At 47.5% G+C, this 20778-nt stretch carries 13 protein-coding genes; 5 read left to right on the forward strand and 8 right to left on the reverse strand.

Going from position 1 to position 20778, the window contains the following annotated elements; translation table 11 throughout:
- Positions 1 to 45: 45 nt before the first annotated feature.
- The gene (locus HH215_RS22290; RefSeq protein ID WP_169281900.1) at positions 46 to 1398 is read left to right on the forward strand and encodes an MATE family efflux transporter; all 1353 of its coding nucleotides are present in this window, start codon (positions 46 to 48) and stop codon (positions 1396 to 1398) included.
- 48 nt (positions 1399 to 1446) lie between these two features.
- Here HH215_RS22290 and HH215_RS22295 read toward each other — a convergent pair whose 3' ends face one another.
- The gene (locus tag HH215_RS22295; protein ID WP_169281901.1) at positions 1447 to 2448 is read right to left on the reverse strand and encodes a helix-turn-helix transcriptional regulator; all 1002 of its coding nucleotides are present in this window, start codon (positions 2446 to 2448) and stop codon (positions 1447 to 1449) included.
- A gap of 108 nt (positions 2449 to 2556) precedes the next feature.
- Between HH215_RS22295 and HH215_RS22300 the strand changes: the two genes are divergently transcribed.
- Both HH215_RS22300 and HH215_RS22305 read left to right on the forward strand, forming a co-directional pair.
- On the forward strand, positions 2557 to 3036 hold the full coding sequence (locus HH215_RS22300) for a GyrI-like domain-containing protein (protein ID WP_169281902.1): 480 nt from the start codon (positions 2557 to 2559) through the stop codon (positions 3034 to 3036).
- A gap of 21 nt (positions 3037 to 3057) precedes the next feature.
- Positions 3058 to 3525, forward strand: a complete 468-nt coding sequence (locus HH215_RS22305) for a DUF8821 family protein (RefSeq protein ID WP_169281903.1) — start codon at positions 3058 to 3060, stop codon at positions 3523 to 3525.
- A 146-nt stretch (positions 3526 to 3671) separates the two neighbouring features.
- Here the strand turns inward: HH215_RS22305 and HH215_RS22310 are convergent, their stop codons facing one another.
- From HH215_RS22310 to HH215_RS22330, 5 genes are all read right to left on the reverse strand, one after another.
- A complete protein-coding gene (locus tag HH215_RS22310) occupies positions 3672 to 4457 on the reverse strand; it encodes a helix-turn-helix domain-containing protein (RefSeq protein WP_169281904.1) in 786 nt (261 codons plus the stop codon).
- Positions 4458 to 4631: 174 nt separating this feature from the next.
- Positions 4632 to 5147, reverse strand: a complete 516-nt coding sequence (locus HH215_RS22315) for a hypothetical protein (RefSeq protein WP_169281905.1) — start codon at positions 5145 to 5147, stop codon at positions 4632 to 4634.
- Between the two features lie 266 nt (positions 5148 to 5413).
- Positions 5414 to 12370: an InlB B-repeat-containing protein gene (locus HH215_RS22320; protein WP_169281906.1), complete on the reverse strand. Its 6957-nt coding sequence runs from the start codon at positions 12368 to 12370 to the stop codon at positions 5414 to 5416.
- 361 nt (positions 12371 to 12731) lie between these two features.
- Entirely contained in the window at positions 12732 to 15806 is a 3075-nt protein-coding gene (locus HH215_RS22325) for an AfsR/SARP family transcriptional regulator (protein ID WP_169281907.1), read from the reverse strand.
- A gap of 54 nt (positions 15807 to 15860) precedes the next feature.
- Complete coding sequence (locus HH215_RS22330) at positions 15861 to 16490, reverse strand: TetR/AcrR family transcriptional regulator (RefSeq protein WP_169281908.1); 630 nt, start codon at positions 16488 to 16490, stop codon at positions 15861 to 15863.
- Positions 16491 to 16624: 134 nt separating this feature from the next.
- Here HH215_RS22330 and HH215_RS22335 point away from each other — a divergent pair, with 134 nt between their 5' ends.
- Positions 16625 to 17575: a DsbA family protein gene (locus tag HH215_RS22335; protein WP_169281909.1), complete on the forward strand. Its 951-nt coding sequence runs from the start codon at positions 16625 to 16627 to the stop codon at positions 17573 to 17575.
- Here HH215_RS22335 and HH215_RS22340 read toward each other — a convergent pair.
- Positions 17533 to 18738 carry a pectin acetylesterase-family hydrolase gene (locus tag HH215_RS22340; RefSeq protein WP_169281910.1) on the reverse strand — a complete coding sequence of 402 codons (1206 nt, stop codon included), beginning with the start codon at positions 18736 to 18738 and terminating at the stop codon, positions 17533 to 17535. The genes HH215_RS22335 and HH215_RS22340 overlap by 43 nt on opposite strands.
- 37 nt (positions 18739 to 18775) lie before the next feature.
- Positions 18776 to 19357 (reverse strand): TetR/AcrR family transcriptional regulator, encoded by a 582-nt coding sequence (locus HH215_RS22345; RefSeq protein WP_169281911.1) that lies wholly within the window; start codon positions 19355 to 19357, stop codon positions 18776 to 18778.
- Positions 19358 to 19553: 196 nt separating this feature from the next.
- On the opposite strand from HH215_RS22345, the gene HH215_RS22350 reads away from it, so the two are divergent.
- Positions 19554 to 20708: an MFS transporter gene (locus HH215_RS22350; protein ID WP_169281912.1), complete on the forward strand. Its 1155-nt coding sequence runs from the start codon at positions 19554 to 19556 to the stop codon at positions 20706 to 20708.
- Positions 20709 to 20778: the final 70 nt, after the last annotated feature.

A 20778-nucleotide genomic window follows, 5' to 3' on the forward strand; every position in this document is an offset into this window, starting at 1 on the left:
CACCGTTAGATAAGTTCAAAATAAATGAAGAAAGCAGTGATCAGCATGGATGCAGAAAACCTTCATTACTTTGAAAAAGCACCGATCGCTAAAGCCGTAGCTCACTTCGCCGTACCGATGATGCTAGGCATGTCAATGAGTGTCATCTATTCCATCTTGAATGCCTATTTCCTTGGTACGCTCCACAATACGGCCATGTTAACCGCACTCGCACTAACCTTGCCGTTATTCGCGATCATTATGGCGCTGGGCAATTTGATTGGCATGGGTAGCGGAACATTTATCTCCCGTTTACTAGGCGAGAAAAAATACGATGATGTAAAACATGTGTCTTCATTCGCCTTTTACAGCAGTATAGTTCTCGGTCTTATCGTGATGGCCGTCGGCCTCCCTTTGATCGATCAGATCGTTCATGGGCTGGGGGCAACGCCCGACTCCTTCGGATTCACGAAGGATTATGTCACGATCATGCTTATCGGTTCACCATTCGTCGTATTATTCTTCACGCTGGAGAATATCGTGCGCTCGGAGGGTTCGGCAATCACGTCAATGGTCGGTATGATTCTCAGCGTTGTCGTCAATATTATTCTCGATGCGCTCGTCATCTTCGTGTTCCATTGGGACGTGATCGGCGTTGCGTCCGCTACGGTCGTCTCTAACTTGGTTGCGAGTGCATTCTACGCCTTCCATTTGGGGTACAAAAGCCAATTCTTATCCGTCTCCGTAAAATGGTTCAAAGCTACGAAGGACATTCTGAGCAATGTATTGAAAATCGGAGTTCCCGTCTTTGTTATGAGTATCTTCTTGGGCACAATGTCACTCGTCTTAAACCACTTTCTTGTCGAATATGGGGATCAGGCCGTAGCGGGGTTCGGAATTTCATCTCGGTTACTGCAATTTCCCGAGTTTATTCTGATGGGCTTATGCGAGGGAGTCGTGCCGTTGATTGCCTTCTCTTTTACAGCGAATAAATTACGCATGAAGCATACCATCGGATTCACGATCAAAACGATTGTGGCGTTAGCGGTCGCGTTCGGCGTCATCGTCTATCTGACTTCCGACCATTTAATCGGTTTATTTACGAATGACCCGCAACTCATTGAAATGGGCAGTTACATTCTTCATGTGACGTTCTTGTCCCTATTCATTTCAGGAACGACGGCGTTGTTTACGGGGATCTTTCAAGCAACGGCGCAAGGAACCGCCGCGTTTATTATGTCCGTTATTCAAGGAATTACTTTGATTCCCGTGTTGTATATCGCCAATCGAATGAACGGCTTCCATGGGGTCGTCTGGTCGCTCGTCATTGCGGATGCCGTTGCGTTCCTTGTCGGTGGCATCATGCTGTATGTTCTGCGGACCAAATTGCAGCCGGATTTAGATCATTTAGCAAACTAAAAGCCACGCTAGAAGGCAGGATCAGGGTACTTCCCGTTCCTGCCTTCTTTACGGCAAATGGCTGTTTCCTTTTTTAATATCTCCAACAGATGGGCAGAATGAGAATAACCTTTCATGCAGAACTTTTAAGACTTCTGGCGGAACTTCCCTGATCTTGATATCCCCACCGAGAAAAAGCAGCCAATTTGTTATTTCGTTCAATTCCTCAGCATTGTGAACATGGATAAAAGTCTTTAGAATGGCCGTGGTTTGGTAAGGATTCGTGTAGGAAATCGTAAATTTTAATGGATGGTATTTTCTGAACTGCGCAATTGCTTTGGGACCAAGTTCAAGAACCAGGTTGATTGCTTCATCCTGCATGCTCAGCGTCTCTTCGATTTTTTTCTTGCTTAATCTTTTTTTCGTCGAGTAGGGTTGGATATCGGTAAGATTGTCGACAGGGAAAATCTTCTTCTTTTCTTCCTTTAAATCAAAGCCCTCGATCAGCCAGAGACTTTTTTCCCGATAAAGGTGCAAGAGATATATGGGATAAGACGTATTAGCCTTCTCTTCTTTCATGGTAATTAATAAATAGCTGTCCAGAAGAAGGATTTGGATCAGTTTTTCTAACAAGGGATGAGGGAGGTCCGACAGATCAAGCAGGTCTGGATTATTGGGATTGGTCCCTTCGAAAAGCAAAATTTGATTTAAAAGAACAAGGTCGTCCTGCTGGTTTTCCGAGATGAGGCCAAGTAATTTTTCCGTTAAAGAATGACGGCTCTTCAGATAGGGGAGTTGTTGATTTCTTGTGGCCATAAAGGCAATAAACAGAGCTTTGATCTCATTATCGGTAAAACGAACCGTGGGCAGGACCGAGTTGTTCATGACAGAGTAACCCCCATCCCTACCGACTTCGGCGACAAGAGGCATTCCCATGGCTTCAATTTCTCTGATATCTCTAATGGCCGTTGAACGGGAGATATTGAATTCTTGCATGATTTCGGAAATTGTAAAGTGGGCTCGGTTGTTGATATATCGCATGATGATATTAATCCGTTCAACCTTTTTCATTGGGCCTCCTAAACAGTATCATTTTTTGACATGATTCAATGTTATTGTAAACCTATCAAGTGAAAAGACAAATCATTTGATTAAAATAAAAAAAGGAAGGTTTTGATTATGGCGAATTATACCCTTGAAGAAAAAGACATCTTTACCGTCTTAGGTTTTGGAACCGAGCTTAAGAGCGATTACACGGACTATGCCGGCATCAACAAGGAAAAGTCGGATTTTTGGAAGGCCGTCGAACAAGATGGAAGGCTTGATACATTAAAATCCATCGCCACGAATGATTACATTTTTGCCGTGAATGAAGCGGTGAATAACAAGATGATGCACTATGCCGGCGTCATGACAGAGGAATCCGTACCTGATGCAACCAGAGTCATCCAATTCCCTAAAGGCGAATACCTCGTTGTTAAAGGGGAAGCGAAGACGGCTGATGAGCTGAGTAATCAACTGGCCGGCATTGCCTTTGGCCAAGTCTTGCCGGAAGCTAAAAATTTCGCCTATGTCGGCGGACCGAATGCAACGGTTGAGATGGGTCAGCACAACGGCTTCGTATTCGGTGAAATGTGGATTCCCGTTGTTAGGAAGTAAAGAGAGGAGGAGGAAACGGTAATGTCCTATAACGTTGACTTTAAGAATGTGTCTACGGTAGGTTTAGAGTCTTCGCCTGTAGCAGAAGCTCTTGCCGGTTTACGCGCGAATGAAGCCCGCTACTTCATGAACAAATACAAGCATGAGTACACGGTCGTACCCGCCAGCGAAAGCCAGGATACCCTGGATTACGTGAACCGAATTTTGAAAGAAGAACGCGGTATCGAGTTTGCAGCCAAGCCACTGGAAACGTCGTTTTTTCAAGTGGAAAATATCCGATGGGCCTTCGTCTTTTATGAGGACGGTCTAGGGGTCAACGTCTTGTATACGGTTGACGACCCTAAGAAGCGGGCCGTTGGCTTCAAGCTTTCCGAAGGGATGGAAGTACCCAAGGAGCTGGAAGAGAAGAAGTTTAAGTTCGCCAGACAGAAGTCCAAGCTGGCCGGAACCATTCGGGGTACGTTTTTTGTAATTAAAGGTGAATATTAAAATAAAGACTCCCACTCTTCTCTAACAGCGAAAAATAGATAGGGCGCCCAATGGACGCCCTTGTTTTTTGCTATCCTTGCCCTATTGTTGACGAGAAGGCATAGTGAGCATTTGATTGATTTGGTCGTCCGATAGTCCTAAGTCATTTATCCGGCCAGCTTTTTCCTGATTTTATTCCAGAAGCCCGTGTTCTTCCGATTCAAATGTTTCTCGTTGTAAATCAGCAGATCATAGGAGGACCACATTGTAGATGCTCGAATGATTGCATATGCGCCCATGGCGATCAAAACGACGCAAACCGGATAATATGGGACCAATGCGCCTTCGGAAATCCCCTTTTTCTCCAACAAAAAAGCCATTCCGCCTATCGCAACCATGCCAGCTCCGGGGATGATCACGGCTGAATACCTCCTCTTCAATCGATTAAAACGTTCCGTTAATTGCTTTACGTAACCCTGATCCAGCATCAGGGCATCTTTCTCCAACACATGGTAGCGCTCCTCGTCCTTCAGTATGGCGGACAAGAGGACAACGGCACCCGACGCCCCCAACAAAATGATAAGGAAGGAATAAACAACCGGTTCTTCGCGAAACATCAAATACGGCAAGCAGGCCAGAATGAGCAGGCACAAGCCCGTCGCAATGCGGTTGGACGACTTCTGCTGATGGCTCAAATACCCTTCCGCCATCTCTTGGCTGACATAATACCCACGCTCTTCCCCGCTGTCCTTCTCCTCGGTCTCCTTCAGCAAGTAGTCAATGGACACCTCGAACAGATTGCCGAGCATAAGCAGCTTTTCAGTTTCGGGAAACCCTTGTCCGTTTTCCCACTTACTGATTGCCTGTCTAGTTGTGCACAGCTTTTCGGCTAGCGCTTCCTGGGAGTATCCCTTTTCTTTTCTTAGTCGCAATAGTTTTTCGCTAAATGACATCGGCTTGCTCTCCTTTGCTGTTTATACCTGAATTATAGAAAAACAACGGACTCGAGGCTATATGCTTGAGGTTGCGTTTGCGCCACTTACGGTTGCAAATGCGTATAGAGAAAGCACCAGCCCCTAATATTGGGTCTGGTGCTTTATGCTTGTTATCGTAAACCGTGTAAGAAACTATAGTCCGATTCCTCCGTCCGGAAATCCAAACCTTGCGTTATAGCTAGCGTCATGTGCCGGCATGTTTGCGCCACCTGGCAACTCTAACGATGGAGTATCGCCTTCCACCGGATCCCAAGTAATAAGTACGAAGCCCGGAGGGTAAAAATTCGAAGGCGTTGCATCTGCAGGCGGTACAATCGGCGCCCCATACTTAACCTGCATCGTCGAATAGTTAATGCTTTGCATTGAATCAACGAAGGATAAAGTGTAGCTGTTACGCGTGTAATATAGCTTAAGCGTGAGCGTTCCATCCGCTGTAACGGCCTCCGCTTGCGTGAAGCCGTCATCGTTCAAATTCTGCTGATAATACAGCACCTGATAAGAAGTAGCCTGCCACACGGCCTGGAACGTCTGATCTTGACCCGGCATTGTACTTGGAACCGGCTGAGACCAGCCTGCGAATGTATAGCCAGGTCTTGTCACTGTAGGCGCCGTTATGGGCGCGCCATACGCAAGCTGCGAGACGGGCATTGACCCGTCGCCTTAAATGATTAAATTCGGGCGATTGCCCTGTTCGCTGTTGGTGCGCACATTGAGATGAAGTTATCGCCATTCTACCAACAACGTATTGAAAGAGAAGCACCCCAGAAATAGGCCTCTTTACTCAGTTAGGATTTTTACCTAACCATTGATAGTTCCAGGTTTTAATCGGGACTGGGTGCCGAACTCTTGAAAACTCAAAGAACTGAGTTCTCTAAGTTGCAGAACTCAGTTCTTGTTGCTACCTAATACGCTGCTCAGACACCTGTAATCGTACCATTAACTGTACCGTTGTTGATAAATGTGCCGCCAGTCGAATCAAATGTACCGTTATTCGTGATTATGCCGTGATTGGTAACTGTACCGTTATTGATCACTGCTCCGTTCGCATTGACCGTAAACGACATGCCTGTATATACGTCAAGCGTAGCGCCAGTTGCAACAACATACTGCTCGTTTGCATTTACTTTGAATTGCGGCGTCCTTACCGTCCCCATACCATTCAACGTATACACCACCGCGCCATTGCTGTACGTCACTGTCACGCTTGAGCCATTGGTTAATGAGATACTCCCCGTAGTACCGAACAATTCTAGCAGGTTTTTATTAAACACAGCAGCAGAAGATACTATAATACTGCCCGTAATACTTACAGTAGCATTATCGGTCTCGAATCTTCCAGAAACATTCGTGATGCCTGATCCTGACAGTGTCGAAAACAACTCAGCTTTAAATACGCCGCCTTGCGGTACGTTAACCGTGCCATTGTTGGTCCATGTGCCCTTACTGCTCACTTGACCATTAATGGCAACCGTCCCGCTGCTACCGATCGCAACGGTACCGTTGTTCGTAAAAGCTGTGCTAGAAGCTTTCAGTGTGCCGTCAACGGTAAGCGTTTTGCCGGCATTCACCGTAAATGTACCATTAACGGTAAGCGTTACTCCTGCCGGGATTGTCAGATTGCCCGTCAACGTAGCTGCGCTTGATAGGGTTACTTCTGTGTCAGATACTTTTACGACATTCGCTATTCCTGCTGCCGTAGCATCGGCGATAAATGAAATGGCTGGAGAAGTTAGCACGGCATTCGTTGCTGTACTTGTTAGCGTGCCAACCGCCGGGCTTACGCCTGTAACAACAACACGCAGTTTCTTACCTGCATCTGCTGACGGAATTGTGTAAGCTGCGGTTGTGTTGCCAGCACCCGTTGCATTCTGATACGTTTCGCTTTCCGCTTCCACTTGCCACTGATACGCAACGCGACTGCCTGCCGGGTTACCATCATTCAACGTTACATTCGCATTAATGGTAGTACCCACGCTAGGATCTGGATTGTCTATAGTAACCGAAGTAATGCTTACGGTTCCTGCACCCGTTGATGCGCTTTGCGTTCCCGTCACCGGACTTACGCCCGTAACCACAACTTGCAGCTTCTTACCCGCGTCTACTGCTGCAACCGTGTAACTGGCTGTTGTGCTGCCAGTACCTGTGGCATTCTGATACGTTCCGCTTCCTGCTGCTGTTTCTACCTGCCATTGGTAGGTCACTCGGCTACCTGCTGCGCCGCTATCGCTCATGACCGCATTGGCAGTAAGGGTATCACCAACTGAAGGTGTAACGTTATCGATGCTTACACTAGATACCTTAACGACTACTGCGCTTGTTGTTGCTGTTTGCGTGCCAATAACCGGGCTTACGCCCGCAACCACAACTTGCAGTTTCTTGCCTACATCTGCTGCTGCAACCGTGTAGCTGGCTGTTGTGTTTCCAGTACCTGTTGCACTTAGATACGATCCGCTTCCTACTGCCGTTTCTACTTTCCATTGATACGTAACGCGGCTGCCTGCCGGATTACCATCGCCCATGGCTACGCTAGCAACCAGGATATCGCCAATGGTCGGATTTACATTGTCTACGGTTACGCCCGTAACAGGAACGGGCACTGCACTTGTTGCTGCGCTTGTTGCCGTTCCTGATACTTCACCTACACCCGTAACAACAACTCGCAGCTTCTTACCCGCGTCGACTGCCGCAACCGTGTAGCTGGCTGTTGTGTTGCCAGTACCTGTGGCATTCTGATACGTTCCGCTTCCTGCTGCTGTTTCTACCTGCCATTGGTAGGTCACTCGGCTGCCTGCCGAGCCGCTATCGCTCATGACCACATTCGCGGTAAGAGTATTGCCAACCTCAGGCTCAGAACTGTTGATGCTTACACTAGAGACCGTCGAGCCAAGCTCCCACTGAGCCGTATAGGTGACATCATGAGCTGGCATTGTACTTGCCTTAGACGGTGTCCAACCCTTGAATATATAGCCAGCCTTTGTTACTTGCGGCTCGGTTGCGGAGGACAGGGATGCACCGTACGAAACCAATACAACACCATCTGTCGTCGTACCGAATTCGCCGCCATTCGCATCATATATTTCCTTGAACTTAGCCCGTTTGTAGTACAGCTTCAGTTGAGGCGGGCTATCATTCGGCCCCTTAATGATTCCTGTTGCAACTGTACCCAGCACGCTGCTGTCAAACGTAAAGCCTGCGTAACTCTTTGGCGTTGCTGTGACTTCATTGTTGGTTGGACCCTCTAACGTCTCAGATTCGGTTATCGTATATCCACCAGTTAGATCTTGTCTTATATGGGTCACCACATAAGTACCCGTTTCCCATTCAGCTTTGAAATTTAGAGCGTGCGCCGGCATGGTCATTGTTGCCGGCTTAGATGGTGTCCATCCGCCGAATGTAGCAGTTCCATTCGTCACATAGGGCTGCATGACTCTTCCGCCATATGGAATGGTGTATACTACAGGTCCAGAGTCGTCTAAGACTTTCCCTCCGTTTAAATCATAGGTCACTGGATACGAGTTACGTTTGTAGTACAGTCTTAGAACAGTCGTTCCATCACCTGCTATCGTACTCGATAGAAGTGTGCCGGGAGCGTTGCTGTCGTAGGTAAACCCTTCGTAACTCTTCTCGGTAGATGCCGTGATCGTCGCGGCATCCGTAGTACCCTTTTTATTTTCCTCATAGACGACAGTATAAGAGTTTGCTAAGGTCGAAGGTCCGATGGCACCCGTCGAAATATCCTGTAGCAAATGTACGATTTTGTAAGGCGTATCGCTCTTGGCCGTCCACGTCGCCGTATACGTTGTGTCTTGATTCGGCACTGTGCTCGGAACGGATGGCGACCATCCGGTGAACGTATACCCTGGTCTTGTCACTACAGGCGTCCATGTCATGTTTTTCCCGATTGGCAAAGTTAGCGAGCGTACAACAGATTGATCCCCGTAACCCGACTTGAAAGTAATCGTTCTAGTTGCACGCTGGTAATAAAGCTTAACGACTGTCAAGCCGCTCCCGTTAATGTACACTCCTCTTGGTGCCGTTTGCGGTAAATAACCTTGGTTCACGTATTTGTTGGAAGTGTGTATAATCTCAGTTCCGGTTATACCCGTCAACTTCTCTGTATCCGCAAGGGTAGCAGAATAATCGTTCGAATCTATCAAATAATGCTCGATTTTATACGGCGTATCCGTGTTCGGCGTCCAGCGGGCATGGAGGGTCTTGAAAACCGCCGGCATACGGTCAGGAATCGTATATATCGAGCCGCCCTGAGGATCGTCATACCAACCTGCAAACTTATACCCAGTGCGTACGGGATCGGCAGGAACCGTAATTTTGGCGTTATATTGCGCGACGATCGATAAAGGCATGTCACCGTTGTTAAAATACAGTTGTAATCCCCAATCAAATGTAGCTGCTGAGAAAGACAATGGAATCGTGCGCTTAATTTGAGCAGAAGTAAATGCTAAAGGCGCACTCTTCCATGTAATTGTCAGATTACTGGTGGTTCCCAACGTGTTCGAGTTTTTAAGCTTCAATTTCTTGGTGCTAGGATCGTACACGAAGTCAGGGCTATCCACCTCGACTGTGAATTTCGATTGATCAAACAGCTTTTCACTCGTCTCTCCTGTCTTCATATCCATCACATTCATCGTGAAAAACTTGTCCGGCAATTGGACGGATGTTACCTTGCCTAGTAGATTCACTCCAAGCTTATCATCCTGCGGGTATACAAAGTCGTAGACATTATCCTGTGCCCCAACGCTATAAAGCGGCCATTCATTTTCATAGATCGGGACTTCGGCCGAGAGCCAACCATCCCCCACCTGTGCGACGAACGCGGATTCCAAATAAATACCCATCTCCATAAACAAGGCTCCGAGAGACTTGGATTTCTTGCCGGCGGACGAATTCGTCAGCTCGTAGTAGAAATATCCCCATAATTTCAAATAAGGACCCGCTTCTACCTCGAACCCGATACTGTTCAGATCCACGCTTAGAATACCTGCTTTAAGCTCCACCTGAATACCTGCTCGCAACCCTAAAGTGCCAAGGACATAAAACTTAAACTGATACTCGCCATCTCCTGATAAACTTACGGTGTCGCTGCTGCCTGATCCGCTTAGAACCCGTACAGTCACCGAATAACGCTTAGCACTCTTATAATTGAAATCAATACCTACAGTAAGATTCGGATTCATGCTTATGACTAAGTTGACTGTAAATTCGATCTCAATGATCCCGATGCAAACTCTGGCGCTTTTTTTAACCAGTTCTTTGCTTAATAGCGGAACCCATTCCGTCTCGTTCTCAAGTATTTCTTGATACTTGCTCCTCAATGTATCCGCGGTTATTGCACCTGAATCGCCCACGCCATCCAGAAGCGCTTGGATTTGCGTAGCGATGTTTTCTACGTCCTCCGCATCGGCCCAGTCGACCAACGAATCCTTCAGCTTTTCCTTTGCCATGGTGCCGATCTCGGCAGTTACCGTGATCCCCGTATACGTGTAGGCATCCAAATTAGCTGTAATGATATAGTCCTTAATAATAGGGATAAACCAATACCACTGGATTTGGGTGTCCCCATTGATTCCAAGTTCAAACCGCAATTCTTCGACGAATGTACTCGTCAAATGGATTACGATGGCATCATCATTTCCATCGTCTGTATCAATGACAATATCGGCCTTTACTTGGAGTGTAACACTTGCGCCCGTATATCCAGGGAAATGCTTCAGCTTATCGCTTATGGAAGGTACGACGGTCAAATTTTCCACGCTAACCTTAACTGCCGGAGCCCCTAGCGCATGCACTTCGTAACGTTGCTTGAACGCATCGGTTTGCAGCGCCACCGCCGACAGATAATCGGCAGCTTCTTGCACAAACCCGCTTTCTACCGCTTGCTGCTTGATTTGTCCTTCTAAGCTAGCAACATCGGCTTCCGACAATAATTGATCTCCATCGATCTGTTGTTTTTGATAGAAATCAAGGGCTCCCGTTATTTGCTCCTGCGTTGCAACCGAATACTCGATGACATCCATTCCGTCTTCTGAGGTAATGGACGTAATCAGTCCGTATCCCTTGAAAGTGGATTCGCTGCCGAATTCGCCATCGTAGAAAGCGATAAAGTCGCCCACGTTGACAACCGTAAGCTCATTAAGCCCTAACGGCGCATACTTGCTGTCCTGGAAGTTCATCGCTATATGGTTTACAGTGATCGTCGTCGCATTCCCATCGGTATCCGCGTGAATACTAACCGGCAGAACGTCAGGTTTCACCAACACGTTCTTCGCATCCGCATTGGTATAGGTGTACGTGTCTCCGTCTATCGCCGTGATCTGTACATAGGCTACATCGCCGTTATTGGCATCGCTTGTATCGGCAGTCCGCTCATCAGGCCGAGTTCCCTCATACAAAGCGACGGTATCGCCAACTTGAATGCTTGGGCTGCCAGTGCTCGGGCTGGCAGTATATGTGAAAGTACCGTTTGTCACATTAGCGGATCCTAGATCGGTTCCATTATTACCAACGCTCGCAGCGATTACCGAAATCGAAGTAGATGCAACAAGCGAACCATCGCGAGTCATGTTCGATATGCTCGAAAACGGTATATAGATCATGCCTGCATTAAGCGGGAGCTGAACGACCTCTTGTTTCGCAATACTGAAAACATAGATCGTGGTCGTTTGGTCTTGTCCTTCAAAAAAAAGCTTGGTGTCCGTTAAAGTTAGTCGGTAGGTGTTGCCTTCTTCAAACGCGCCGCCTTTAGCAGCTACAGTAAATTGACCATTGGAGCCTGTGACTTCAATACCGGCAAATTGCGGGTTAGCCGGAGATTCGAACTTTATTCCCGCTTTCACTTGCTCTGCCGTCAAGCTGCCTGTAGTATCGGTCACCTTAATCTTGAAGCTAGGCGCTTGATCCAGCACCGTTATGCTCGGAATACTTTGCACAGCCTCTTCGACGCTATCAATATATTTGGCATACAGCGTCATATTGCCGCTAACGACATCATCATTGAGCAATACTTGGGTAAGGCCGCTATCTTTATACCAGCCTTGGAAAATAGCCCCTACCTTTAATGGCACCGGAAGATTATTCAGCCGTTTGCCTTGTTGTAGCGAAAGGCTAGGAATCGTCGATCCGCCATTCGTCTCGAACGTAATGGTATAAGTGTTAAGAGAGTTTCCAGGGTTAGGAGAACTAGGGGGATTGGTGCTCGAGCTGCCGCCTCCAGTCGTTGGTTTCGACGGTTCGGTAGTTGGATTCGTTGGATTGGGGTTCGCCCCCGCCTTCACAACCTGATTGCTTCGCATGCTGAACATAGCTGCCTCAGCTCGAGTTGCTTGGGAGCGCGGATTGAAATTACCTTTGGCATCGCCGGTAAGCAAACCTGCCTGCCACAGCTTGACGATCGCATCGACCGCCCATGGAGAAATATCGGATAAGTCTTTTGGTTTAGAGGTTAGGCTGACGTTCGTCTGGTATGGGATTTTATAACTTTCAAAAAAGCCCAAAGTCAGCGTTGCCATTTGTTCTCTTGTTATAGCGGCGTCTGGTGAAAATTTATGATTGCCCTTACCCTTTGTAATGCCTTTTTCAACTGCCCATTGCACATAAGGCGCGTAATAAGCGTCTGACTGCACATCAGCAAATGCGGAAGTTGTATATTTGCTTACATCGACTCCCGCCATACGCCCCAGTACAGTTACGTACATCGCGCGAGTCATTGTACCGCCGGGCGAGAAGCTATCGTTATCCGTACCGCTGAATATTCCATTTTGTTGGACATAGGCGACGGCATCGTAGAACCAGTCTGTTGTTTTAATATCTTTAAAAGATCGTTGAGGTTTCTGTTGTTCATCAGGGTTGTTCATAGCGACTACCGATCCTTCTTGCGACAGGTCATGCCAATTGATTGTCGAAGAAGAAAGATTCGGAGACGCTTGCTGGGATACTGCTCCGGGTGCGTTAGCAGCCAGGATTTGAGATGGTACTAAGGATACAAGTATACATATTGTTAGCCATACACTTAGTATTCGTTTATACAAGATACGTTCCCTCCCGCAATTTTCTACACTTTTCTACAAGTTATCACAAGCAGGCTAAACAAAGTCTAAACAATTCGATCATCGACCGTGTAAATGCAAAAAAAGAGGTATCCCTTCGTCAACTTTATTGACGTTGAGATACACTCTTCTTACTAAGAAATCTAGCACTCCATGATGCTTATAACCGTCATTTCATATCCAACAATCTCCTGACCGCTTCCTTCGGCACCATCCCGAACTCGGACAACAACATCATCCTCAACGCCTCATATTGCTTGATCGCCGAAATACGGTCATCCGCCAAAACCAGCACGCGAATGAGCCGTTCATGAATGGACTCGTTTAGCGGATCATGTACAAGCGCCTTCCGTAGCAGTCCCGCAGCGGCATCATATTGCCCCTTCTTCTCCTGACGTTCATGAAGGCGAACTAACATCGCGACATACTCGCCCTCCAGGCGAATTCGCGTCGGCTCTGCCCATTCATATGAAGCGCCTGCCAGATAACCCTCTCCATATAATTGAATTAGCTCATCGGCGTAGTCACGCAACTTGATGTCATCGATCCGCTCTTGCTCGGACAGCAATCGATTCCACTCATCGAGATCACAGTTCAATTGGCTTATATCGATTCGGTAACCGCCTTCCGCATGTTGAACGATACCGTTAAGTCCGATCTGGCTTAAAACCTTTCGCAAATAATAAGTCGTTGTATTCAGCTGAGCGCCTGCCTGGCTTACATTTACCTCTCCCCACAAAGCGTCGAGAATCCGGTCCCTGCTCACCGCCTCGCCGCGATGGTGAATGAGAAAGGCCATCAACTCTTCGGTTTTGGATGTCCGCCACTTGATTCCGGCGCCATTCTCCGTCTCTATGCGCAACCGCCCAAAACATCGGATCTTAATTCGCGGATGTAAAGGATAAACTTGGAACGCTTGCAGCACGAGATGCGCATAACTTGATACATCCGTCCATCCCGCACCATAGTCTTCATACGTTTGAACATACGTAGACAACAGCTCTGCCATCGCCAAGCCTTCGTCCGCGAAACTGCGAATAAACCCCTGAGGTTCGGCAAGACGCAATGCCGTGTCCAGCTTCGCAAGCGCCGGCTCGATTCGCCCGCTACGATACAAAGTCATGCTTTGCAGAATCAAAATGCGTATGCGATCCCGCAGACGGTCTTCCTTCGTCAACAGATGATACAATCGCTCTGCGAGAGAGAGCGCCGATTCGAATTGCCCGCATGCGGACAGCACGCGAACGAACGCCAATTGTTCGGAAACTCGGTCCAGCGTTACTTCGTCCAAATGCGACTGTCCGCACCGCGACAACCACCGACGAGCCGACTCCATGTCGCCTTGAAGCACCGCCAAGCTCGCTTGTTCCGCTTCTATTCTACGTATGAAGATTTCATAGTCGGGCGAATCGATCTTCAGTTTAATTTGTTCTAGCAGCGCCATGGCCTCTCGAGAATTCCCCTTGGCTTGCTGAATTCTCGAAGCAGCCACAAAGAGCTGATACCGATTGCGAGGAACCGGCTCGAAGCCGTCAGCGCGCAAAATCCGATTTAGCCATTCCTCCGCTTCCTCCAGCCGATTCCACTCATACAATACTTTTGCATAGGAAGCATACATCGGCGTCGCATACGGATGGTTCACGCGATCCTGCCAATACGCTAACATCTTGACAAAAAATAGTGCCGCATCATGATAATCGTTAATAAAGCATAGATGATCGTCAAACTCATCGATCGCATTATGCTTATTGTTGCCGCCTTGAATAAAAAAGCTTTGCTCGGGTGCAAACCTATCTCCAAGGATAAAATAGTCAGCCGTGCCTGAGAGGTCTCTTCTAACAAAGGCAGCAACACCGCAGAAATAATAGATATCTCCCATTATCGCGCGCCATACATCGGCTTCCATGTGATCCTTCATCGCCTCGAAACGGATCCGAAGCCGTTCCGTTCGATCCGGGATGCGATGAAACTGCCGTACGCCGACCATCACGAACAAACAAAAAAGCTCGACAAGCGGTCGGCTTGCTACATATTGCTCGGGCACTTGCATCACCCAACGCGCAACGACGGTGTTCTTGCCACCAAGAAGTTCGTGCAGATGCGCTTCAATCAGGCGAACGACATCTTCATACTGCCGGCCCGCCTGATAATGCTCTACCGCTTCTACGATGAACCCGTTATCCTCGAGCCATTGCGCGGCGCGCACATTCGCCCGTACCCACAACTGAGGCGCCGTTCGAGCGAGCATGGACTGGAGGAAATCGGACAGCAGATGGTGATAGCGATACCAATTACGTTGATCGTCCAGCGGAATAATGAATAGCTGAAGCTGTTCCAGTTGTTCCAACTGTTGCTGACCTCTCGCTTGACCGGTCACCGCCTCGCACAATGCATAATTCATCTGGCTTAACACGGAGGTTTGCAACAAAAAATCATACATCGCCTCCGGCAGATCGCGGATGACTTCCTCCAACAAGTAATCGGAAATGTGCTGCTGATGGCCGCTGAATTGACGGATCGATTCCGCCACATTGCGGCTTTGTTTCAGCGAGAGGGCCGCAAGCCGCAAGCCGCTAATCCAACCTTCGGTTTGGTTGTATAGAATATTGAACTGCTCCACCGACAGACTCAAATCGGTTGTCTCTCGGAAGAAATCGTAGACTTCCTCTGGCTGGAACCGTAAATGCTCAATCGTAATCCGCCGCATCTGGCCTTTTGCGAACAATCTTGCTATCGGGAAGGGAAGGTCGTTACGGCTTGCGATATAGAAGTGAATCTGATCCGGAAGGTATTCGAGCAAGTAGCTCATCGACTTCTGGATTGTCGGCATTGTCACCAGGTGATAATCGTCCAACATGATGACCAGCTCGCCCGGCAGACGATTTAGCTCGTTCAACAGCGCAGTCATTGCCGGCTCCATGGATTCAAAGGATGCGGAGGGCCCCTCCGCCAGCAGCGGCCAAACGGTCAAGCCAAAGCCGTCGACGCGATTCTGTATCGAAGCAAGGATGATGCTCCAGTAGGTAATCCAATCGTCGTCCTGCTTGCTGAGCGATACCCAAGCAACAAGCTTGCCGCTTTGTTTGGCCCATTCGCTTAACGCCGTCGTTTTCCCATAGCCGGATGGAGCGAATAAGTGCGTCAGCTTCGCGTCCATGCCCTCATCAAGCAGACGAAGCAGATTCGAGCGGGCAACCAAGGCATGACGTACATAAGGGATGTGCATCTTTGTTGCGGCAATCATCGCTAGCCCTCCATAATTCAGACAGAAAATGAGCAATTAGGAGTAATTTCGACGCTAAATCGTAAATTCCTGTGCTAGGTTGGAAACATCAGTCTCCGTAGCGGCTACGTTATCATTTCGCCCTACAACGCGTTCAATCCCGGACATCAGAAAAGGAATGGCCGACTTGATAAATTGTTCCGGCGATAATTCCTTACGATTTCTCCTCCACTCCACGGAAGCACCATAAACTCCCCAACTTAAAATGACAGCTGTAATTTTTAGAGATCCATCCACTTCCGTTGTATGTTGTTTTCGCAACATTCCATAGAAAATGATTTCAAGTTGTTCCCTAATAATACGGGCTATGGTCTCATCGTATCCTCTATGGCACCGACTGGATAACTCTCCTTGAAAGTCCGTTATGGCCACGAAGATATCCATAATCGATGCTTCGTTTAGCTCGCTTTTCTCGAAGTCTATGGTATTCAAATTAATCAATAAAACTTCCGATAATGATTTGTCCAACAAGTCGTATATATCTTCAAAGTGATAATAGAAAGTTGCACGATTAATATTAGCCTCCGTTGTAATATCTTTAACGGTAATATCCTTGAATTCTTTTTTACCGGAGAGTTCAATAAAAGAGTCCATGATTGACTTACGAGTTCGTATAATTCGGGGATCCGTCTTTGATTGAGTCATATCATGTCCCTCCCACTTTTTAAACAATTGTATCAATGCGTTGCATACACGACAAATGAAATGATCTGTTGGTGTTCCGATAGATTTTATATCCCTAGAATAGGATTATAAAACAAAGCGATGGGGAGATACGAATGGCGAACGATAATCATATGGTTTGTGATTTAGAGACAGGCGTATGCGGAGTAGCTGGGGAAGAAGAAATAGAGATGATCGATTTTAATCAACCCCGAAAATCCATTGAAGTTTATTATGTAACGGATCCGATTTGCTCTCATTGCTGGGCGCTTGATCCTGTTCTTAGGCGATTTAAGGAGCAGTATGGACATTATTTTAACTTCCATACGGTAATGGGCGGACTGCTGGAAAAATGGGGCGACGAGCCTGTCGACCCACGTAACGGAATATCGGGACCTGCTGACGTCTTCGGCCACTGGAGAGAGGTTGGAGAATATTCGCGTATGCCCATTGACGGTTCACTGATGCTCAACGATCCCGTTCAATCCTCTTACCCGCCTTCTCGTGTATTTAAAGTGATTCAACAACGCTGCAACGATGCATTAGCCTATGATTACTTAAGACGATCACGAGAAGCTCTGTTCGCGTTTAATCGAAATATCGCCGATGAATCGATCATGATAGACATCGTAAATCAGCTTGGACTTGATGGAGAAGCTATTGTAAAAGATGCCGAACAACAAACCGGTCAACAATTATTGAATGAAGACTTTACTCTCGCTAGAAGCCTTGGCGTTAGAGGTTTCCCGACGATCATTATGATCAACGAGGAAAACAAAGGCTTGAAAATCGTAGGCAGTCGTCCATTCGAGTCCTATGTCGAGGGCCTACAGCAAATTCTAAATACGGATGAAATACGCCCAAAACAACAACCCTCCCTTTCTAACTTGCTTGAAAAAGAAAAGCTGTTGTTTTCTAAAGAAATTGAAGTTATGTATGATATTGAAAAACCGGAAATCAACGCTTTTGTTGAAAAAGAACTTTCGCCAAACAGTTATCAAGCGAAGGAACTTCTAGGGGAATCCTATTTTACGACCACGTCTACAAATTGCCGCCCCACGGAGTAATACTCATCCTTATTCACGGCATCGTCCAGCCACTTCATCAGCTTCACCCCGTCCTGTTCGGCTTTGTAGAAATGATTTGATGGGGAGAGCGTATGCGGCGTTCTGCCCGTCTTCCCGTTAAGACCGTAATCCGTGATGTAATAATAGTAGCCTGGCAAATCTTCGCTTAGCTCTCCGGTAGATTGCAGCATGCGGGCCGACCAGCGATGCACATATTCTTCATCGTCCGAACCGTCGCCATTCAGATCCTTTTCGAAGTCGAACAGCAGCTCGTCATAAAGCGTATTGGACTGCAAAAGTATCGCGTTGCCCGGGAGCAGCTTGCGGTTCGCAGCGAATACGGACGAAATCAAATCGCCGTGGACTTCATAACCGAAGGTTGCCGCAAAGTCGGCCTTCCATTCGTTGTCGATAATATCCGGCCAGCGGTCGGCATTTAAGTAGGAGCCGTCCGAATATTGATAAATGCGGGCATCCGGGTAGCGTTTCGCAATCTCGGGCGCCCAGAAAGCAGCTCCGAATCCTCCGGCGCTTTCTCCGGCAACGAGGATCTTTTCCGGCGCGGCGAAATGGTTTGCAATCCATTCCAATGCTGCGCGCGTATTGGCTTGACCGTTGTAACGCATTGTAAACGGCTTGCCTTTGGCGTCCGTATATTCCTTGGATGCATTCCCGATATGCAGATCACCAGTAGAATATGGGATATATACAATATTCCAATCCTTGAACGGATTGTCGGGGTTATTATTTTTCAACAGGCCGCCAAGCGTACTGACTTTAAAGAACGGAATGTTCGGAAAATAATATTTGATCTCGCCGTTCTTCATTACATTGCTCAGACTGATCGGCTGCGCGGCAGTCGCCGCATCCCAGGCCACGCCGCCCCCGGAAAAATAAATGATCAATTTATCTTCGGCAGCCGCTCCCTTATTGGCAAGTAAATAGTAATCCGAACCATCGGCAGAAATAACTTGCGCATCCGGGTCAAACTTGATTTTATTCCAGACATAGCGCTCCGCAGCAGCCCATTTATCCGGTTCGGCGGGTTTTTCAAGCATGAAGAAGTAAACATAACCCGCCAAAACACCTAAAATAAGCACAACTCCGCCTATAGCAGTCAGAAGAATCTTATTGATTCTTTTCGCTGTTTTCTTTTTTGCCACGCAAAGACCTTCCTTCCAACCCTAAAATAGCCCCAAACTACTTAAGCAATGTAAGAATTTCTTTTACGAAATTATCAACAAATGATCGTTCAGGACGAGATTTCAAGATCACGGTAAGTCCTATTAACGATATGACAAGCGTCTGTGCTAAACCCTTCGCGTTAATACCCGTATCCAGCTCGCCTGAGCGCAAACCTCGTTCGATCGTTTCTTGGAATATTACGGAGAGATACATCTGATGTTCTCTTGTTAGGATTTCGAATTTCTCGTCATGAGGAGCAAGTTCCACCATCGAATTGATGCAAAAACATCCCCAGTTCGGACTTTTTCCATATTCTTTCGCCACCATATTTTCAAAAAAGGCACGGAATGCCTCTTTAACGGAAGAATTGTTTTGAAGATTGGCGCGAATATAGGCGGCATGAGAACTCGTGTATTTTCGCAACGCAGCTTCGAATAATCCCTTTTTGTCTCCAAAGGCGGAGTATATGCTTGGACGCTGAATGCCCATTCTTGATGTCAAGTCGCTTAATGAGGTAGCTTCGAACCCTTTTTCCCAAAATAGTTGCATAGCTGCATCCAATGCCTTTTCCTCATCAAATTCGCGCGGTCGAGCCATTGTGACCCCCTCTTTCCATATCGAACGGTATATTATAATTGTATGTTGTGAAGATTGCCCTGTCAATTAGATTGAGCTTATCTGCTCTATTCGTCTACCCTTTACAGTTGTTTCTTGACAGTTATCTTTTTCTGGAGTTATATTTATCAGGCAATATTTCATACCAATCGGTATTTAATTTAAGGAGGCTTTATTAATGACTCGCAATGTGGCACTCCTATTTGCTATCGCCTGCGGACTGGCGGTCGCCAACATCTATTACGCGCAACCCTTGCTGGACGCTATTTCGAACGAGTTCGGTATTACTCATTCATCCGTCGGCATCGTCATTACGATCACTCAAGTTTGTTACGCACTGGGACTGCTATTGCTTGTGCCCCTTGGCGACTTATTAAATCGACGTTGGCTGATCGCTGGACAGATGCTAGTATCCGTCTTGGCTCTGATTGCGGTTGGTTCCGCTCCCACCAGCATGGTGTTATTCATGGGCATAGCCTCGGTTGGATTGCTTGCCGTAGTGACGCAGACGCTCGTTGCGTTCGCGGCAACTTTGGCTGCCCCAGCCGAACGCGGGCGTACCGTGGGTGTTGTGACAAGCGGAATCGTAATGGGTATTCTACTGGCGCGAACTTTTGCCGGCATATTAATGGATTTAGCCGGTTGGCGTTCTGTCTACCTTGTCTCTGCGGTATTAACGCTAATCGTGGCATGTGTATTGTTTAGGGTACTGCCGCATTCCGAGCACAAGAGAGAATCATTATCCTACCTTCAGCTTCTTCGTTCTCTGTTCACGTTGTACGCGCAAGAACGAATCCTGCGAATCCGAGCTGTACTATGTCTGATGATTTTTACCGCCTTCAGTATATTATGGACTCCTCTAGTGCTGCCTCTCAGCGCTCCGCCGCTTTCTCTTTCACATACTGCGATTGGAGCGTTTGGTCTCGCCGGAGTTGCCGGTGCGTTAGCCGCGGCGCGTGCAGGTCGTCTTGCCGATCGAGGTTTAGGGCAAAGAACCACGGGCGTGGCATTGATTCTGTTGCTTATATCATGGGTGCCAATAAGTTATACTCAGCATTCGCTTCTCGCATTAATCGTCGGTATTGTCCTTCTTGACCTGGCAGTACAAGCCGTACATGTCACCAATATGAGCATGATCCTTACTTTGCGCCCTGAGGCACGCAGTAGGCTTACTGCCGGTTACATGATTTTCTATTCCATTGGCAGCGCCACCGGGTCAATCGCATCTACCCATATTTATGCTTACTCAGGCTGGAACGGAGTGTGCTTGTTAGGTGCAATTGTCAGCGCTTCGGCTCTTCTATTCTGGGCATTGACCCGTCGCCTTAAATGATTTAGCCGCCGAAGTAATCGGCGGCTTGGTTGTATGTCATTCAATCGCTTCTCCATGCTGTAAACAATAT

Origin of the sequence: Cohnella herbarum, assembly GCF_012849095.1 — a bacterium.
Taxonomy (GTDB): domain Bacteria; phylum Bacillota; class Bacilli; order Paenibacillales; family Paenibacillaceae; genus Cohnella; species Cohnella herbarum.